Genomic DNA, 15192 nt, shown 5'->3' with positions numbered 1-15192 from the left:
GCTGGTGTGTGGGGTCAAATAATTCATTCGACTTACCTGTAGGTACTGGTGCTCTCCCAATATTTTAATAAGGTTCATGGGCAATCTTCGCTTCAATTTCATCAAGAAAATTGAAATTATCCCATTTAGTAAACCAATATTTTTGTTTCTTTTTAAAACTTATCAAATGATCTTGCTGTTGTTGATTTGTCACTCCAAATGCATTTAGTGCTTTCCTTTTGAATTTCGAATCAAGATATGGACACACTAAAACATCAAATAAAAGCAATACCACTTCAGTATCCAATCCTTTTTCACCGTCAATATTTTCAATCTTATTAATAATACAAGATTTGATTAGGTCAGTAATTTCTACATAAGCTTTCGCATCTCTAATATAGAATAACAAAACTGTAATTACAAAATAGTTGGGTATAAAATCGAACTCAAGAATATTATTATTCGAACGTTTTAAACCAAAATATTTTATGAGTAGTTCTGGTGATAGACTGTAGTCTCTACCTAGTTGTTGCACAGCAATCAATAAATAAAGAGATTCAATTTGCGCATACTTTTTAACCTTGTTTTTTTTCTAAGACTAGCCTAATTTCATCTGAAATCTTCTTGAACATTCTATCTTTATTTTCTAACGAATATTTTGTTCTAATAGAAGTATAAATTGGTCCGGTTCTAGAAATAGGATCATTAAAAGTACCTGTAAAAAATTTTATTTTTTCAGTGTATAGCGTTATCATTCGTGACAAAATACGGCAGAGCTTAATGGTGAAATTGACCCTTGGGTCTACAGTATAAATGAAAAAAGTGAAATCCAATAATTCGATCAGAAAATTAGTAAAAGTATTTTCATGTTTAAATTTTCGAGTTACATCATCAACTGAAAAACTCTCTGGTTTCCCTTCGTTTTTAAACTCAAATCTTACCAGATGTCCGTAATACTTGTCAAATTTTTCAATTACATCGTCTATTCTTTTGTTAAGAATTGCTAATGTAAAATTCATAATATCCTTGTATGCTACACCAGACTCACTAATAATTATCTTAAATTTAGTAATCAAGTTTTTAGCATTACAACGGAAATTTAGATCCGAAAATTCAGAATTTTCTTTTTCTTTAATGATGTAACATATTTCACTGTCTATTAAGGAGATAATTTTATTTTTAGCTATTGTGAGCTCTGTTATTAGTGGTCTTCCGTACTCTTTGTTTTTTACCTCAGATAAAGACATCTTGTAGGTTTTCATTACTACTTTATATTTAGAAAGTATTTCGTCACGGGTTTCATCATCATTATAGAATATAAAATAATCATCAACGTAACGGTAAATCTCATAATCCCTTTTAAAAATTAAAGATTTCTCTTCCCGTAGATAACATTCTATCTCTTTATCGATGCTTTGCAAGATTATTTCTGCGAAGATTCTTGAGAATTCAGGGCCAATCAATATACCATTAGTTTCTCCAAAGTTTCCATTCTGCATAAATGCGTCAAATTTACCAGGGAAAGTAATATCTGCACCTTTTAATCTCTCTTTAACAACGGTCTTTCCATAAATAGCCCAAGCTACTGAATGAGTATAAACACTATCAAAACATTTCGATATATCAAATTTGAACATTGAATTGTATTTTTTCTCAGCTCTGTGGTAACGGTAATCCTCATAAAATTGATGGATGTTAGGATATTTCCGGTAAGTGAAAAAAGTTTTCAATGATTCATATTCCTTTTCCACTTTCCTCTACATTATCATATTTATCTCCTTTGTGCTCCAAATGGAATCTATCATTAAAGAAAATGAAGTTTGCAATTGAATCAGGTTTTCGGATTGAATAAGGACTAACCCCACAGTAATAGATAATAAGTTCTTTGTATTCTTCATAAAAATTAATGATTTCAGTCTGAGTTTTGGGATGTGGAATTGACAACTCCCTGTAATCGTTATCTTTGTGAGATATCTTATAATTAAATGATGTTCTCCGAAGTTTTTTTTCATTTAGTTTCAATATATTTTCCTTAATTATTTCATACCCAAGGAAATTAGGGAGTAATGGATGGTTCGCGGAACACTTTATAGTTAGCTTTTTTAGGTCTATAGTTACATCACAGTATCTCTGCAAAATTAAAGAAATGACTTTTTCAACCGAAAATTTTAGGTCATCTCCTTTATAAATGCGTTTTTGACTTTTAGAAATGTACTCAGCTTCTCCTTTTAATCCATCGATACTAGACAAAAGTTTTAAAAATGATCTACGGTTAGTAATCCTAAGTTCAAGCAATCCATTTAATGTCAACAAAAAAGAAGTTAAAGAATTAAATGCCAGTAAGTTATTAATTGTATGTAGACAATTAGAATAATTTGTAAATTTAATTTCTTTTAATGCTAGGGAATTTTCAACTTGAAAAAGAACTCTAATAACGGTTTCTAATATAGCATCTCCTTTTCCATTGAAAATGATTGTTTGATGAGAATTTTTATCATTAGACGTTATTAAATCAATATTATTATTCCTCAAAAATCTGTAGAAATAACGATTAGAAAAAGTGAGAGGGGTTTCGTAGGCTAATGTATCGGACAGTATCGACCTATGTCTACTATAATTATGTGTCTTAGATTTTTTTTTCTTCATTATTTCCAGGCCAAAACGATTTTTTCAAAATTATTAACAGTCGGTCTCTTAAGTCTCATAATTGTTGATCTTGTATCAGGAATATTCTTGCCTCTTGTACCTCTAGCGGTTGTGCGTTTAGATGAAATATGAAAGAATTGTTTATCTACAAAACCCTTCCTGAAGCAAAAACGTTTCAATTTCGGGTTTAGATTTGCATAGATACTTAATGGCAACTTATTGTCAATTAGGTCATGCATTATTTTATTAAGTAAGTTTAGACAGCTGCTGTCGTTTTCCAGCAAACTATTTGAATAATATATTCCTATTATTCCTTTTTTGGGACGTTGTAAGTGCGTGTTTTTTGTTAGAAAGTTTAGACGATGGATAAGTAATTTTTTTGCACTCTTATAGTTATATGTGCTATCTTTAATAAAGGAGTCAAAGGTTGCCGTCAATCTTGTAGTGTATTTTTTTATTTTATTTGATGAAAGATAAATTCCTTCATAATTTTTTCCGTTAAGCTTGAAACAATAACCTAAAAATTCAATTGAATTTTCCTTATTACTAGTGAATGCATCAATCTCATAAGTTTTAATCGGTATTCCTACCTTATTTACTTTAAGTCCTTCTTGATTCACAATAAATTCAATTTTATCAAGGTAAGTGTTTGGCTTCATTTTCTTTAAAGGAGAAAAAATAGCAATTATGTCATCTACATAACGTCCATAAAATGTCAAATCCGGAAGTTGTCTTATTTGATTATCTATTGATCTCATATATAACTCTGCCAGATATGCACTTATTCCAACGCCACGTGGTACACCCTTCCGATCAGAAATAGGTATAGTAAGTTGACCACTAATCTCATTGAAATTATGCAGTAATCCTGCAATCAATTTTTTCGACTTTGGTGAGAGTAACTGATTACCATTTATAACTTGCATCAAAGAAGCCTGAGGTACGCTTTCGTAAAAACTTTCGATATCTGTTCTTACAATATATTTTTCAAAATTATCCTGTAGAAGTTTCTTTACTTGTTTAACAATTTGGAATCTATCAGATTGTTTAACCTTAAAACTCCTATAAATATTATGTTGCAATTGTTTCATAGCAAAATAGGAAGCATTGCTTTTCTGGATGGTGTATATAAATTTTCCATTTTTGCCTTTGAAATGATTTAGACAAAAATTAAAATTTGCTTGATTTACTTCTTTACTAATGGTGAAAAGCTCATTTTCCAAAATTGATTCTTTCTGTTTTAGCAAATTCTCCAATTCAAGTTGGAGTTCATCTAAAATGGGATCTTCTTCTTCTGTTGGAATAAAACTCCTCATTTCCAATCTTTTAAATGACACTTCTTCACTTTTGGTTAAATATTCATCCGAGAAAAAGCCTTCAACAATGCCTCCTTTACGATTTTCGATTTCAAATATTGTTCTGAAATTTTGAAAAGAAAATGATTGATCTAACATAATATATTAAATAAATAATTAGAAATATTCATAATTGGTTGTACAAAATTCTACATGTATTATAGGTAATTTAATAATTGTTTAGAATTAATTCTAAACAATTATTAAACGGAGACTTTTTGTAATTAGCAAAATACAAAAAAATATTTCTTATATAATGAATATTTTGAAAGAACTGCTAAAACAATAATATATTTGTCAAATCATGTATTGATGGTATATTTATAGCTATTCATTTATGAAACTACATTCAACGCCGTGTACTTGATATATTTTCAAATTCAAGTAGGATTTTCACTAAAAATAAAATATTTTGACAATCAATAAAGTTAATTTTTTTTCCTTTTGCAGTCAGTTTTATAATCAGCAAAAGTCATGTTTTATATCAATTATTTGTTATTGATTTTTATATTTTTCATCTTTATTAAGTGAGATAAAATCAATTTTGAAGATTTAGCTTATTATATGATTCTGAAATTAACTAAACCAAGAAAAGCTTTAAACAAAGCTTTTTTAAAAGTAAAACCAAATAGATCGGATATTGAAATTTTCAAAACAAATCTAAAAACCCTATTAGATCGAACAAATGATGTAGAAAGTGAAGAATTTCATAAAAATTTAATATCTGATTTTTTAAAAGATACATATTTTAAGAAAAATCATTATATCAATACCAAAGGACGAAACGATTTAGTAATTCATAATGGTCAAAACTCCAATAGTTCGGTAGGCGTTATTATAGAGACTAAAAAGCCCACAAATAAAGGTGAAATGGTCTCAACAGAAAAGCTTAATGTTAAGTCTTTTCATGAATTAGTATTATATTATCTAAGAGAACGCATCACACATAAAAATCTTGAGATAAGATATTTGATAATTACAAATATCTATGAATGGTTTATTTTTGATGCGACCATATTTGATCGATTATTTGCACAAAATAAAACTTTTGTTAAGCAATTTGAAGATTTTGAAGAAGGACGTTTAGCTGATTCAAAAACTGATTTCTTTTATAAACTAATTGCGGAACCTTTTATTTCTCAGTTAGCTACCGAAATTGAATTTACATATTTTACTCTAAAAGATTATGAAAAACCACTTCGTAATGAAAGTAAGGATGACGATAGTAAATTAATTGCTTTATTTAAATTATTATCACCAGAACACTTGTTAAAATTGTCATTTGTCAATGACAGCAATAGTCTAGATAAAAGATTCTATGGTGAATTGTTGCATATCATTGGGTTGACTGAAATTAAGGAAGGAAGTAAAAAACTAATACAGCGTAATAAAGAAGAAAATCGATTTACAGGGACGCTTTTAGAGGATACTATCATTCAATTAGACAGTTTAGATAAAATTAGCCGATTAGAGAAACCTAATCAATTTGGCAACACATTGCCTGATCGACTTTTTAATATTGCGTTAGAGCTTAATATTACATGGATTAATAGGGTGTTGTTTCTAAAACTATTAGAAGCTCAACTTATTTCTTATCACAAAGGTGATAATTCGTATTCCTTTCTCAAATTAAGCAGGATAAAAACTTATGATGATCTAAACAGTTTGTTTTTTCAAGTATTAGCACGTAAGCATGACGAAAGAAATCAAGATGTAAAAAAAGCTTTTGAAAAAGTGCCTTATCTTAATTCATCCTTATTCGAGCCTACTGATATTGAACAGCAAACTTTGTTTATCAGCAATCTGAAAGATGATAAGACTATTCCAGTTTATTCTCAGACAGTATTGAAGGATAAAAAAGGAAGGAAATTCATAGGGAACCTTTCAGGACTTCAATATTTATTTCAATTTTTAGATGCTTATGATTTTGGAGCAGAAGGAAGCGAGGAAATACAAGAGGAAAATAAATCATTGATCAATGCTTCCGTACTTGGTCTGATCTTCGAAAAAATAAACGGTTACAAAGACGGATCTTTCTTTACACCTGGTTTCATCACGATGTACATGTGTAGAGAAACCATTCGTAAAGCTGTCATTCAAAAATTTAATGAAGTAAAGAATTGGAATTGTGAGACTATCTATGACCTGTATGATAAAATAGAAGATAGAAAAGAAGCGAATCAATTGTAAATAGTATAAAAATATGTGATCCTGCAGTTGGATCTGGACACTTTCTAGTGTCTGCACTTAATGAAATAATTACTATTAAAAACGATTTGAAAATACTTCTGGATCGTGAGGGCAAAAGGCTAAAAGAATATCATGTAGAGGTTGTCAATGATGAGCTGATGATCACAGATGAGGACGGACAACTGTTTAAATATAATCCACTAGTCAAAGAGAGCCAACGTGTACAAGAAACCCTATTTCTCGAAAAGGAAAACATTATTGAAAACTGTCTTTTCGGTGTAGATATCAATCCCAATTCGGTCAAAATATGTCGTTTGCGTTTATGGATTGAGTTGCTCAAAAATGCATATTACAAGAATTCTACAGAGTTAGAAACACTTCCGAATATTGATATTAATATCAAATGTGGTAATTCTTTAGTTAGTCGCTTTGCAATAGAAGCAGATCTTAGACAGGCTTTGAGAAAAAGTAAATGGACAATAGATAGTTATAAACAAGCTGTATCGACTTATAGAAATGCTGAAAACAAAGAGCAAAAAAGAGAGATGGAAAAATTGATTTCTGATATTAAATCAGATTTCAAAACTGAAATTTCTAAAAACAGTAAGGAGGTCACTGACTTGATCAAGCTTGAACGAGATTATTATCTCAAATATGAAACTACCCATCTCTTTGAGGAAAGATTAACTAAAAGCCAACTAAAAGATAAAAAGCAATTATCTAGTAAAATTGATCTATTAAAGGATAAAATTGAACAGATAAAAGCAAATAAAATCTATGAAAATGCTTTTGAATGGCGTTTTGAATTTCCAGAGGTACTCAATGATGAAGGTGAATTTATAGGTTTTGATGTTATTATTGGAAATCCACCTTATAAAATGGTTCAACCAAATAATACCTCTATTAATGATTTAGAATATTTCAGAAAATCATATCCAATAGCAGACTTTAAAATAGATTTATTTCATTTGTTTTATCAATTAGGAACATTTATATTAAAAAATGGAGGAGATATATGTTTTATTACTCCTAGTTCTATTCTAAATAATGTCTATGCAATTAACTTGAGAAATTTTATTAATAAACATTTTAACATAAGAATAATTGCAGTTACTCATAATAAAATATTTGATGAAGCAGATGTACATACTGGTATTTTCCATTTTGAAAAATCTCATTTTCCTGATTCTGCTAAAAGTATTAAACTTACTACAGAGCTTGAAAATGTCATATTAAAGAAAAGTAATTTTAGAGTAATCTCACAAAATGATTTTAAAAGTGAAATAGGGATCAATTGGAATTTACTCATAGATTCAACCAATTTTTCAATATTCAATAAATTAAAACATCTTCCAATTTTAGGTAATATTTTCAAAAATTAATCGCGGTTTGATAACTGGTGATAGAGATTCATTTTTCTCAAAAACTAAACAAAATGAAAAATATATCAAGATATTAACAGGCAGTGACATTCTTAAATATGGAAATTTAGAACCTAATGAATATGTCTTATTTGAAAAACCTAAATCGGCAGGAGGTTGTTGGGATAGAGAAATGCATCTTGCCCCTTTTAAAATTTGCATAAGACAAATTGGAAGTGAACCGACTGCTACAATAGTTCAACAACCATACGCAGTAACAGGTAATATCTTTACAGTTTTACATGACGATCTACGTTTCTTAAAATATTTGTTAGGAGTGATTAATTCAAAATTCATCAAGTATTTTTGGAAAATTGTTTTCCATGATTTTAAAACTACGTTTCCCCAAGTGACGATTAATAGTTTAAATTCAATTCCTATAATACTTGACAAAATTGAAGTTAAAGAGGAAATCATCAATTATGTATCTTTAATTTTAGAATTAGATGAAAATGATAATCAAATATTAGTTTTACAAGATCAAATCGATCAATTGGTTTATCAATTGTACGAATTAACGGAAGAGGAAATTAGAATCATTGAGGGTATTAATGAAGATTAATAGTATAAATCTAAACAAAATTAATATCTTCATTTTAAGCTCTTTATACAATAATGAAAACAAATGAAATAAATGTCTCGTCCTAAAATCACAATATTTCGCTACGCAATCGAAGAGCTGTGACAACTGTCAAATCTAGTTTGTAGATTAGTATTGAAACTTTTTCAAGAAACCGGAAAACTTAATGGCACTATTTTTTGAGTCCTTCCTAAAATCTGGTTCGGATACATAGGTCTATTATTTGAGATAGACATTTGACGAATTACTTGGTGATCCAAAAGGAATCCCGTACAGAAAAATTTTGATTTGGAACATGTATCCAGGAAGTTTCTTAATCAGACTTATCATGGAAAAAAACAGTGTTTCACTACAGATTGTCAATCCACATTCGCAGGGATTGATATTGGTTCCCGAATGCATGTTGTTGCTGTTGATCAGAACGTTGAAAATGTGCGTTCTTTTGGTGTGTATCACAATATGCGACGGGTTAATAGTCGAGGAATGGCACGCGCGAATAAACATTTTTTGACGGCTGCAATCTGCTATAATCTAAAAAAACTACTGAAATTCAACCGCAAAAATCCAAATGTCAAAGCCCAAAGTATAACCTTGAAGAAGTAAATTCCTTTGTCGATTTTGATGACCATTATAGCGTTAAAGAGAGCCGTTCTAATCTATCCCAAATTCTAAATAAGAAGAGCATTTGCGAAAAAAGAACCTCGCTTAAAAGGTTTAAAGCTGGTCAAAAATCTTTAACATTTTCATAAAATTGGAGGTTGTGCAACAGCTACCCATGTTAGCAGAAGCTTTTTTAACAAACTTTACTATCGCATTTTGCCATTATACTTTTAAACAATGTTGAAATTTTTGAAGGGAAACCGTGATTCTTCACACAACTATCACAATAATAAATTTCAATATTATTAGGATACTCAGAGATAATTCGAGGGAAAACTCTATATAAAAATTGATGCATTGTCAATAAGTATAAAGTTTCTCTATCATAAACTTTAGATTCTAATATTTTATCCAGTAAGGTATCACAAATTTGTAAGATACTCATTACCTCGGTGATTTTAGGATTAGTTTTCAAATCTTCTTCATCCAAATGCGAATCACAATAAAAGTCTTGGAATAATTTATAAAATGCTTCGGAACCTCTTAACTCATATTATCTGCATTAGCAAATTCCCAAGTATCTAAAGTTGTAAAACTGAAATTATCTATACTACTTTTTAAATTTTCATAAAGTTTGTTAAGTTGTAGGCTTTCATTCTCTATTCTTTTTTCTGTTGCTTGATTTTCGATTTGTTGTTGAACAAGAATATTAGCTTGAGTTTGTGCCTTAAGTGCTAAAAAAACAAGAATAGCACCGATCAAACCAATAATCGGTGCAGTAATTCCACCAATAGTATCACCAATATTACCTGTTTGGGTAAAGTCTAATAATTGAAAAATCTCTTGTAAAAAGAATTGGAGCAATCAAAACTATTGGAATACCAATCCAAAGCAATTTACTTCCATTCTTTAATGGATTCAAAATTTCTTTAAACTTATTTTTTTGGTTACTATCGGTCATAAAATTTCCGCTAACAATCGTATTTGCGAAACCAATGTACAAACTATTTCGCAAATCCACATCTACATATGGAATAAGTTGAAAATTTCAAAATACGTCATAAGTAATTGAGAGATTGGCAGGATTCGAACCTTTGAACTTTATGATTTTAAATTGATTAAAACTCATTTTATTTTCTGTAATTTTGATTTCTAAGTTCTTATACAAATTTTTTAAACTACTGCCTTAACTGGTGCCTTTAGAAAAACAAAATAATTAACAAAATGAAAATCAGGATGTGAATTTAATAAATATTATCCCAGCGGGCAATGTCATTAAGTTAAGGATTTTATCATGCCGGTTTGTAGTTTGTGTAGGTCCTGTGCTTGCACTTTTTATTCGAGGTCTTAAGCTGCCTTGGGAATGATCTTCCCTTTCGAATGGGCAATGTGTCCTTGAGGAAATAGGCCGTGAGCTCCCTGAGGATTTCCCTTTCCCTGTTTTTGAAAAAGATGGCTATCAGGTTTTCCTTTAATTTTCCGAAGGATTTGTTCCCGTTGACCTTTTGGGGGTACTTTTTTCGTGGACGTATCGCGGTCGAGCTGGACCTGGGCATCCCTGATCAGTATCGAATGCAGGTTTGACATCATCACCGTTGCATAGAAATCCTGCTCGACGGATTCCACCGTCAGCCCGCTGAAGGATTCCATCTGCATGGTATTCTTCAGTTTGGAGATGTTCGTCTCCACTCCCCAGCGCCTGAAGTACAGGTCCCCGAACATATCGTTCTCAAACCCCTCTTCCTGCCATAGGTTGGTCGCGATCACCTCCGTGGTCGACTGCAGTTCTACCCTGACCAAGCGTATGCGGATCCTTGTTGAGCTGTCCGTGGCGAACCCGCTCTGGCGCAGGCCGCTGATGGAGGCCTGGGTTGGGGCAAGCTCGATGACCTGGGAAACCTTTCCCGTCTTCAGGAACCTCTTGACAAACTCTAGCGAATCCTTCGCCCTGATCACGAACTTGCGCTCGCTCTCCTGCCAGCTATGGAGCGCGAACATCTTGAACGTTGAATAGTACCTGTCATAGATGGCAATGGAGTCCACGGGCAGTTCCTCGATCCAATGGGAGGCCAGGGTCAGCTCGCTGGTCCGGTATGGGGCTATGCAGGCATGGGTCACCAGGTCGTTCAGCACATCGTAGTGATAGAAGGTCTTTGCCTGCACGAAGCTCGAGTTCTGGTTGCTCTGGCCGCCAAAGTTGGCCTGCAGGGAAGGCGTGTTCACCAGGGCAAGGTTGGAGCCGTCAACTGCGATCAGGCGATAGCCCATCCATCTCCTGGTATCCCCCGGTGCATGGCGCAGGAAGCTCTCGCAGAGCACCCGGTTCCAGACCAGGAAGAAAAGGGGGCTCAGCTTGCTCCTCTGCTGGGAAAAGGCACTCACCGAGCAACTGATCTTCTTGCCCAGCTCACCAAAGAAACCTTCCAGTTCGACAGAGAGGGTCCGCTTGCACATCTTGGCGATCAGCAAGACCAATCTCCTCGAAATTGAGCTTCCGGTCCCGGGTGAAATGGGTTTTGGAATTCCTGAAAAGATTGAGCAGCAGAGGATCTGTTAAACAGATAGAAATAAAATTTTTTAGGTCTGAAACGATTTTAAGTGCTATTTTTACATCGGCCATAAACGCGGTTGTTTAGATTTGTTTAGTAGTGAATTCAAAATTAACATTTACGTGATTTATGGCCTTCTTTTTTTCTTAACTTAATGACATTGCCCAGCGGGATCACAAAAAAAAGCAACTCCAAAAGAGTTGCTTTTTTTTGTGCCCGCTGGGATTCGAATATTGTTCCGAAGGCACCCATATTGGGTTCGATTCGGAGAAGGTTCAGGGCTAGAGCTTGGGGTTTGTGGGGCTGAACCACTCCCAGCGGGACCACTTCTTGGGACAAGTCTAAAAAAGAAAAGACTTGTCCCATTTTTTTTTGCTCTATAACTTACTGTTATTCTGACAAATAAGAGCAATCGCAGAATTTAGTCTCGGAGTTCGATGTTGTGTTCCGTCAAATTCCAAAAAAATCGGGGAACATCGAACTCACTATAAGCCTTTTTTCCTCAATATCGCCGTTTTCATAGCGTCTGTCAATGTTTGCGACCTTTTTTAAGGTGGATGCTGCCAAATCTTTTATTTCCGTTCCCACTACTGCCAAGTCGTTTAATCTTCTTTCCAAAACCTCAATCTTTCCTTTGGTCAATTTCTTTACTTCTTGGAAATCGTCATCTGCCATCTCCCCATCGGCATTTTTTAAAAGCGCATTTTGATAGCGTTTGTTCAACGCATCAATCTCACCTATGATATTTGCCCGTTCCGTGTTTTGGGCTTTGGTTTTGTTATTGAAGTCTTTTATAAAGGCTTCGATAAAAACATCGACCATGCCCTCTTTTTGGCGACATATACCTTAATTGCTTTAGGAAAGCCTCATTGGCGGTTTCGGCTTTGAACCGTACTCCGCAGGAGGAAGTGCAATGATAGTAGTAATAGTAATTGCCCATCTTGCCCTTTGAGGCACTCCCTGTGAGCATCCTATTACAGTTAGGGTTAGGGCATTTAATAAAGCCTCTAAGCGGTAGATTGTCCATAGCCACGATTTTAAGCTTTACAACCCTCTTTCTCCCATCGAGAATATCCTGTACATCCGCAAACGTCTTTTCGCTGATTAATGGCTCATGCTGTCCTTTGACAAAATATCCTTTTTCCTCTTTGTAGGGAGGAATGAATATTTTGCCACAGTACAAGGGGTTTCGGACGGCTACCCAAAAGTTATTTTTGCTGAAACGACCTTTTCATCGGCTTTCTCCCGAACCATTTTCCATATCTGTTCCGTATTGAAGTTATTGGAAACGATTTGTTCAAATGTCCATTTCAAAAGGGTGGCTTCAAAGTCATGTGGGGCAATGAATTTCTTTTTGCCCTCTGTTATCTTATTGACATATTTCAAAGGAGCAGTACCCATATACCGCCCCTCTTTTTTCGCCCTACGCATTCCGTGAAAGACATTTAATGCACGCCTGTCGTTCTCAACTTCCGGTCAAGCGAGATAGAATGCAAGCATGATTTTATTTTCGGGAATGGTAAGGTCTAAGGCCTGTTCTATCGCAACAGGCTCAACGCCATGTGTCCGTAACTGGTTAATCATCTGATAGGCAATTCGTAAACAATTTAATTTAAGACAATGGAACAGAAACATCCCTTACCTCCATTTACTTTGGAGACAGCAAAGCAAAAAATCCCGAAAAGGTATCAATGGCTTATACCATTGATAGTGAATGGCGAAATCGAAACCTGTTTATCAATGGTCGGGAAGAAATTGTAAGATTTTTGACCGAAAAATGGGAAAAAGAATTGGATTACAAGCTCAAAAAAGAGTATTTGGCTCATAGCGACAATAAAATTGCCGTTAGGTTTGAATATGAGTACAGAAATAAAGATGGCAAATGGTTTAGAGCCTACGGAAACGAGAATTGGGAGTTTGATGAAAATGGCTTAATGAAAAAACGATACGCAAGTATCAATGACCTCGAAATAAAAGAGACTGACAGGTATTTATAATTACTAAATTGTAAACGAAAATGAAATACTTATATGGTCGAAAATACTTTATTAAAAAACATCTCGAAATATATAGATCTTACCCAGGATGAAATTTCAGCTTTCGAGCGTTTTTGGACAGAGAAAACATTGGAAAAGGGGGACTATCTTTTGCGTAATGGCGATACCTGTCGTTATGATAGTTATGTCGTTTCGGGAGCCTTGAAAGCATTTTACATCAACGCTGACAATGGCAATGAGGAAATCTTGTTTTTCGCTATCGACGACTGGTGGGCTTCTGACTTAGATAGCTTTTCCAAACAGAAGCCCTCAATATACAACATCCAAGCCATAGAAAGAACGACCGTTTTACAGATTAGCCACTACTCTTTTCAGCAGTTACTGGCTGAACTTCCCCGTTTGGAGCGGTACTTTCGGATAATATTAGAAAGTTATCTGGGCGCATTGCAAAAAAGAATTATCTATAACAATGTTCAGGATGCCGAAAGCAGATATTATGCCTTTTTGGAAAACTACCCAAACATAGCATCCAAAGTACCCCAATATCTGATTGCATCGTATTTGGGTGTATCAGCTGAATTTATAAGCCGCATTAAGAAAAAAAATAAACCGTCTTGACCTAGATCAATTTTTTCTCCATCAATTACCGTCAACTTTGCTTCATAATATTAAGAAGCAAATGAAACATCATCCTATTTTTCAGAACGCCATTACATGGCAAAGAGAATTGATCAACCGGACGGTAGTTGCCCCCATGTCACGCGTGAGCGCTACGGCGGACGGCTTGGCTACGCACGAAATGAAGGACTATTATTCCGCATTTGCAATTGGAGGATTTGCAGTTATCATTACCGAGGGTATCTACACTGATGTATACGGTAGCCAGAGTTATAACAACCAACCTGCACTTGTAAACGATGCGCAAAGCGCTTCATGGGAAAAGGTAACCCGTGCTGTCCATCAATCTCCCTCCCTTATTTTCGCCCAGTTGATGCACGCAGGTGCTTTATCGCAATATAGTGAGAACACCTTAGCTCCGTCTGCCCTAAAACCTATTGGTACAAAGATGTCCTCCTACGGTGGCCAGGGGGCATTTCCTACCCCTAAAGAAATGGACTTGACGGATATTGAAAGAATGAAACAGGGCTTTATCAATGGAGCTGTAAACGCTTATAAAGCAGGCTTTGACGGCGTAGAAATTCACGGGGCAAATGGCTATTTGTTAGACCAGTTCCTCACACCGGAACTGAACCACAGAAACGACCATTATGGTGGCAATATGCAGAACCGTTTCCGTGTTATTGCTGAAATTATCGCTGGCATAAAGACATCCGTGCCACAGAGTTTCATTGTCGGTTTACGGGTTTCAGAGGGGAAAGTAAATGACCTTACCTATCGTTGGGAACATGGTATTGAAACAGCTAAAGAACTGGCAGAAGAAATAAAGGTGAGCAAACCCGATTTTGTTCACGTAGCGGTGCAGACGGGCGAATGGGAACGGGACAGCTTTTTTGGTGAAGGAATATCATTGGCATCGGTTATCCGGAAGGCAACGGGCATTCCTGTAATCGCCAACGGTGGTTTCCATAATCTTGAAAAGGCGGAAGTTGCCTTGAAGGACAACCATGCAACGCTGGTTGCTATCGGAAAAGCAGCCTTAGCAGATCCCCATTGGGTGATGAAAACGATGAACGGGTTACCCTTGATTCCTTTTCAACGTGAAATGTTATGGCCGGAGGCAACCCTTAGCCATACCCGGAAAATCGTCAAAGAATTAAATCTTGAAAATAGTTAGAAAGAGAACAATGAAAATGAACAGATTCTTGATAATCGGCACTTTACTTTCAGTATAAGCATCACAGGAAAAACGTTCGC

Annotated in this window: 16 protein-coding genes; 6 read left to right on the top strand and 10 right to left on the bottom strand. The window is 34.3% G+C overall.

What is annotated here, in order from left to right:
* Nucleotides 1–64 precede the first annotated feature (64 nt).
* The 4 genes from FGL31_RS09205 to drt3a are packed head-to-tail and all read right to left on the bottom strand — an operon-like array spanning nucleotide 65 to nucleotide 4079.
* Complete coding sequence (locus FGL31_RS09205; RefSeq protein WP_138090790.1) at nucleotides 65–523, bottom strand: hypothetical protein; 459 nt, start codon at nucleotides 521–523, stop codon at nucleotides 65–67.
* A 31-nt stretch (nucleotides 524–554) separates the two neighbouring features.
* Nucleotides 555–1730: an antiviral reverse transcriptase Drt3b gene (gene drt3b / locus FGL31_RS09200; protein ID WP_138090787.1), complete on the bottom strand. Its 1176-nt coding sequence runs from the start codon at nucleotides 1728–1730 to the stop codon at nucleotides 555–557.
* Nucleotides 1714–2625, bottom strand: a complete 912-nt coding sequence (locus FGL31_RS09195) for a hypothetical protein (RefSeq protein WP_138090786.1) — start codon at nucleotides 2623–2625, stop codon at nucleotides 1714–1716. The genes drt3b and FGL31_RS09195 overlap by 17 nt, the downstream gene beginning before the upstream one ends.
* Nucleotides 2625–4079 carry an antiviral reverse transcriptase Drt3a gene (gene drt3a / locus FGL31_RS09190; protein WP_138090783.1) on the bottom strand — a complete coding sequence of 485 codons (1455 nt, stop codon included), beginning with the start codon at nucleotides 4077–4079 and terminating at the stop codon, nucleotides 2625–2627. The genes FGL31_RS09195 and drt3a overlap by 1 nt, the downstream gene beginning before the upstream one ends.
* Nucleotides 4080–4544: 465 nt before the next feature.
* On the opposite strand from drt3a, the gene FGL31_RS23340 reads away from it, so the two are divergent.
* The 3 genes from FGL31_RS23340 to FGL31_RS09180 are packed head-to-tail and all read left to right on the top strand — an operon-like array spanning nucleotide 4545 to nucleotide 8153.
* A complete protein-coding gene (locus FGL31_RS23340) occupies nucleotides 4545–6170 on the top strand; it encodes a DUF7149 domain-containing protein (RefSeq protein WP_197734159.1) in 1626 nt (541 codons plus the stop codon).
* Between the two features lie 47 nt (nucleotides 6171–6217).
* Entirely contained in the window at nucleotides 6218–7552 is a 1335-nt protein-coding gene (locus FGL31_RS23335; protein WP_197734158.1) for an Eco57I restriction-modification methylase domain-containing protein, read from the top strand.
* A gap of 7 nt (nucleotides 7553–7559) precedes the next feature.
* On the top strand, nucleotides 7560–8153 hold the full coding sequence (locus tag FGL31_RS09180; RefSeq protein WP_171017596.1) for a TaqI-like C-terminal specificity domain-containing protein: 594 nt from the start codon (nucleotides 7560–7562) through the stop codon (nucleotides 8151–8153).
* A 1161-nt stretch (nucleotides 8154–9314) separates the two neighbouring features.
* On the opposite strand, the gene FGL31_RS09175 is transcribed toward FGL31_RS09180, so the two are convergent.
* The 6 genes from FGL31_RS09175 to FGL31_RS25125 all read right to left on the bottom strand — a co-directional run bounded on the left by FGL31_RS09175 (nucleotide 9315) and on the right by FGL31_RS25125 (nucleotide 12751).
* Entirely contained in the window at nucleotides 9315–9635 is a 321-nt protein-coding gene (locus FGL31_RS09175; protein WP_138090777.1) for a hypothetical protein, read from the bottom strand.
* 483 nt (nucleotides 9636–10118) lie between these two features.
* Entirely contained in the window at nucleotides 10119–11246 is a 1128-nt protein-coding gene (locus FGL31_RS09170) for an IS4 family transposase (protein ID WP_138090774.1), read from the bottom strand.
* Nucleotides 11247–11431: 185 nt separating this feature from the next.
* A complete protein-coding gene (locus FGL31_RS23330) occupies nucleotides 11432–11686 on the bottom strand; it encodes a hypothetical protein (RefSeq protein WP_197734157.1) in 255 nt (84 codons plus the stop codon).
* Nucleotides 11687–11770: 84 nt separating this feature from the next.
* Entirely contained in the window at nucleotides 11771–12142 is a 372-nt protein-coding gene (locus tag FGL31_RS23325) for a hypothetical protein (RefSeq protein WP_197734156.1), read from the bottom strand.
* Nucleotides 12099–12503 carry a recombinase family protein gene (locus FGL31_RS25130; protein WP_232046501.1) on the bottom strand — a complete coding sequence of 135 codons (405 nt, stop codon included), beginning with the start codon at nucleotides 12501–12503 and terminating at the stop codon, nucleotides 12099–12101. The genes FGL31_RS23325 and FGL31_RS25130 overlap by 44 nt, the downstream gene beginning before the upstream one ends.
* A gap of 14 nt (nucleotides 12504–12517) precedes the next feature.
* A complete protein-coding gene (locus FGL31_RS25125; protein ID WP_232046499.1) occupies nucleotides 12518–12751 on the bottom strand; it encodes a hypothetical protein in 234 nt (77 codons plus the stop codon).
* A gap of 260 nt (nucleotides 12752–13011) precedes the next feature.
* Here FGL31_RS25125 and FGL31_RS09160 point away from each other — a divergent pair, with 260 nt between their 5' ends.
* The 3 genes from FGL31_RS09160 to FGL31_RS09150 all read left to right on the top strand — a co-directional run bounded on the left by FGL31_RS09160 (nucleotide 13012) and on the right by FGL31_RS09150 (nucleotide 15112).
* Complete coding sequence (locus FGL31_RS09160; RefSeq protein WP_232046497.1) at nucleotides 13012–13317, top strand: DUF1348 family protein; 306 nt, start codon at nucleotides 13012–13014, stop codon at nucleotides 13315–13317.
* A 33-nt stretch (nucleotides 13318–13350) separates the two neighbouring features.
* Entirely contained in the window at nucleotides 13351–13935 is a 585-nt protein-coding gene (locus tag FGL31_RS09155; protein WP_138090771.1) for a Crp/Fnr family transcriptional regulator, read from the top strand.
* 61 nt (nucleotides 13936–13996) lie between these two features.
* Nucleotides 13997–15112, top strand: a complete 1116-nt coding sequence (locus FGL31_RS09150; RefSeq protein WP_138090768.1) for an oxidoreductase — start codon at nucleotides 13997–13999, stop codon at nucleotides 15110–15112.
* Nucleotides 15113–15192: the final 80 nt, after the last annotated feature.

The sequence above is a fragment of the Sphingobacterium daejeonense genome (genome assembly GCF_901472535.1).
Classification (GTDB): Bacteria; Bacteroidota; Bacteroidia; order Sphingobacteriales; family Sphingobacteriaceae; genus Sphingobacterium; species Sphingobacterium daejeonense.
Note: the sequence above shows the minus strand (reverse complement) of the source record. Positions and strands in the feature narration are given on the sequence as shown.

What these genes read in the sequence shown, in the direction of transcription:
- FGL31_RS09195 (WP_138090786.1), bottom strand. Translation starts at nt 2,625, where the DNA reads ATGAAGAAAAAAAAATCTAAGACACATAATTATAGTAGACATAGGTCG.
- FGL31_RS09155 (WP_138090771.1), top strand. Translation starts at nt 13,351, where the DNA reads ATGGTCGAAAATACTTTATTAAAAAACATCTCGAAATATATAGATCTT.
- FGL31_RS23340 (WP_197734159.1), top strand. Translation starts at nt 4,545, where the DNA reads ATGATTCTGAAATTAACTAAACCAAGAAAAGCTTTAAACAAAGCTTTT.
- FGL31_RS09160 (WP_232046497.1), top strand. Translation starts at nt 13,012, where the DNA reads ATGGCTTATACCATTGATAGTGAATGGCGAAATCGAAACCTGTTTATC.
- FGL31_RS09150 (WP_138090768.1), top strand. Translation starts at nt 13,997, where the DNA reads ATGAAACATCATCCTATTTTTCAGAACGCCATTACATGGCAAAGAGAA.
- FGL31_RS23325 (WP_197734156.1), bottom strand. Translation starts at nt 12,142, where the DNA reads ATGGTCGATGTTTTTATCGAAGCCTTTATAAAAGACTTCAATAACAAA.
- FGL31_RS25125 (WP_232046499.1), bottom strand. Translation starts at nt 12,751, where the DNA reads ATGCGTAGGGCGAAAAAAGAGGGGCGGTATATGGGTACTGCTCCTTTG.
- drt3a (WP_138090783.1), bottom strand. Translation starts at nt 4,079, where the DNA reads ATGTTAGATCAATCATTTTCTTTTCAAAATTTCAGAACAATATTTGAA.
- FGL31_RS23330 (WP_197734157.1), bottom strand. Translation starts at nt 11,686, where the DNA reads ATGGGACAAGTCTTTTCTTTTTTAGACTTGTCCCAAGAAGTGGTCCCG.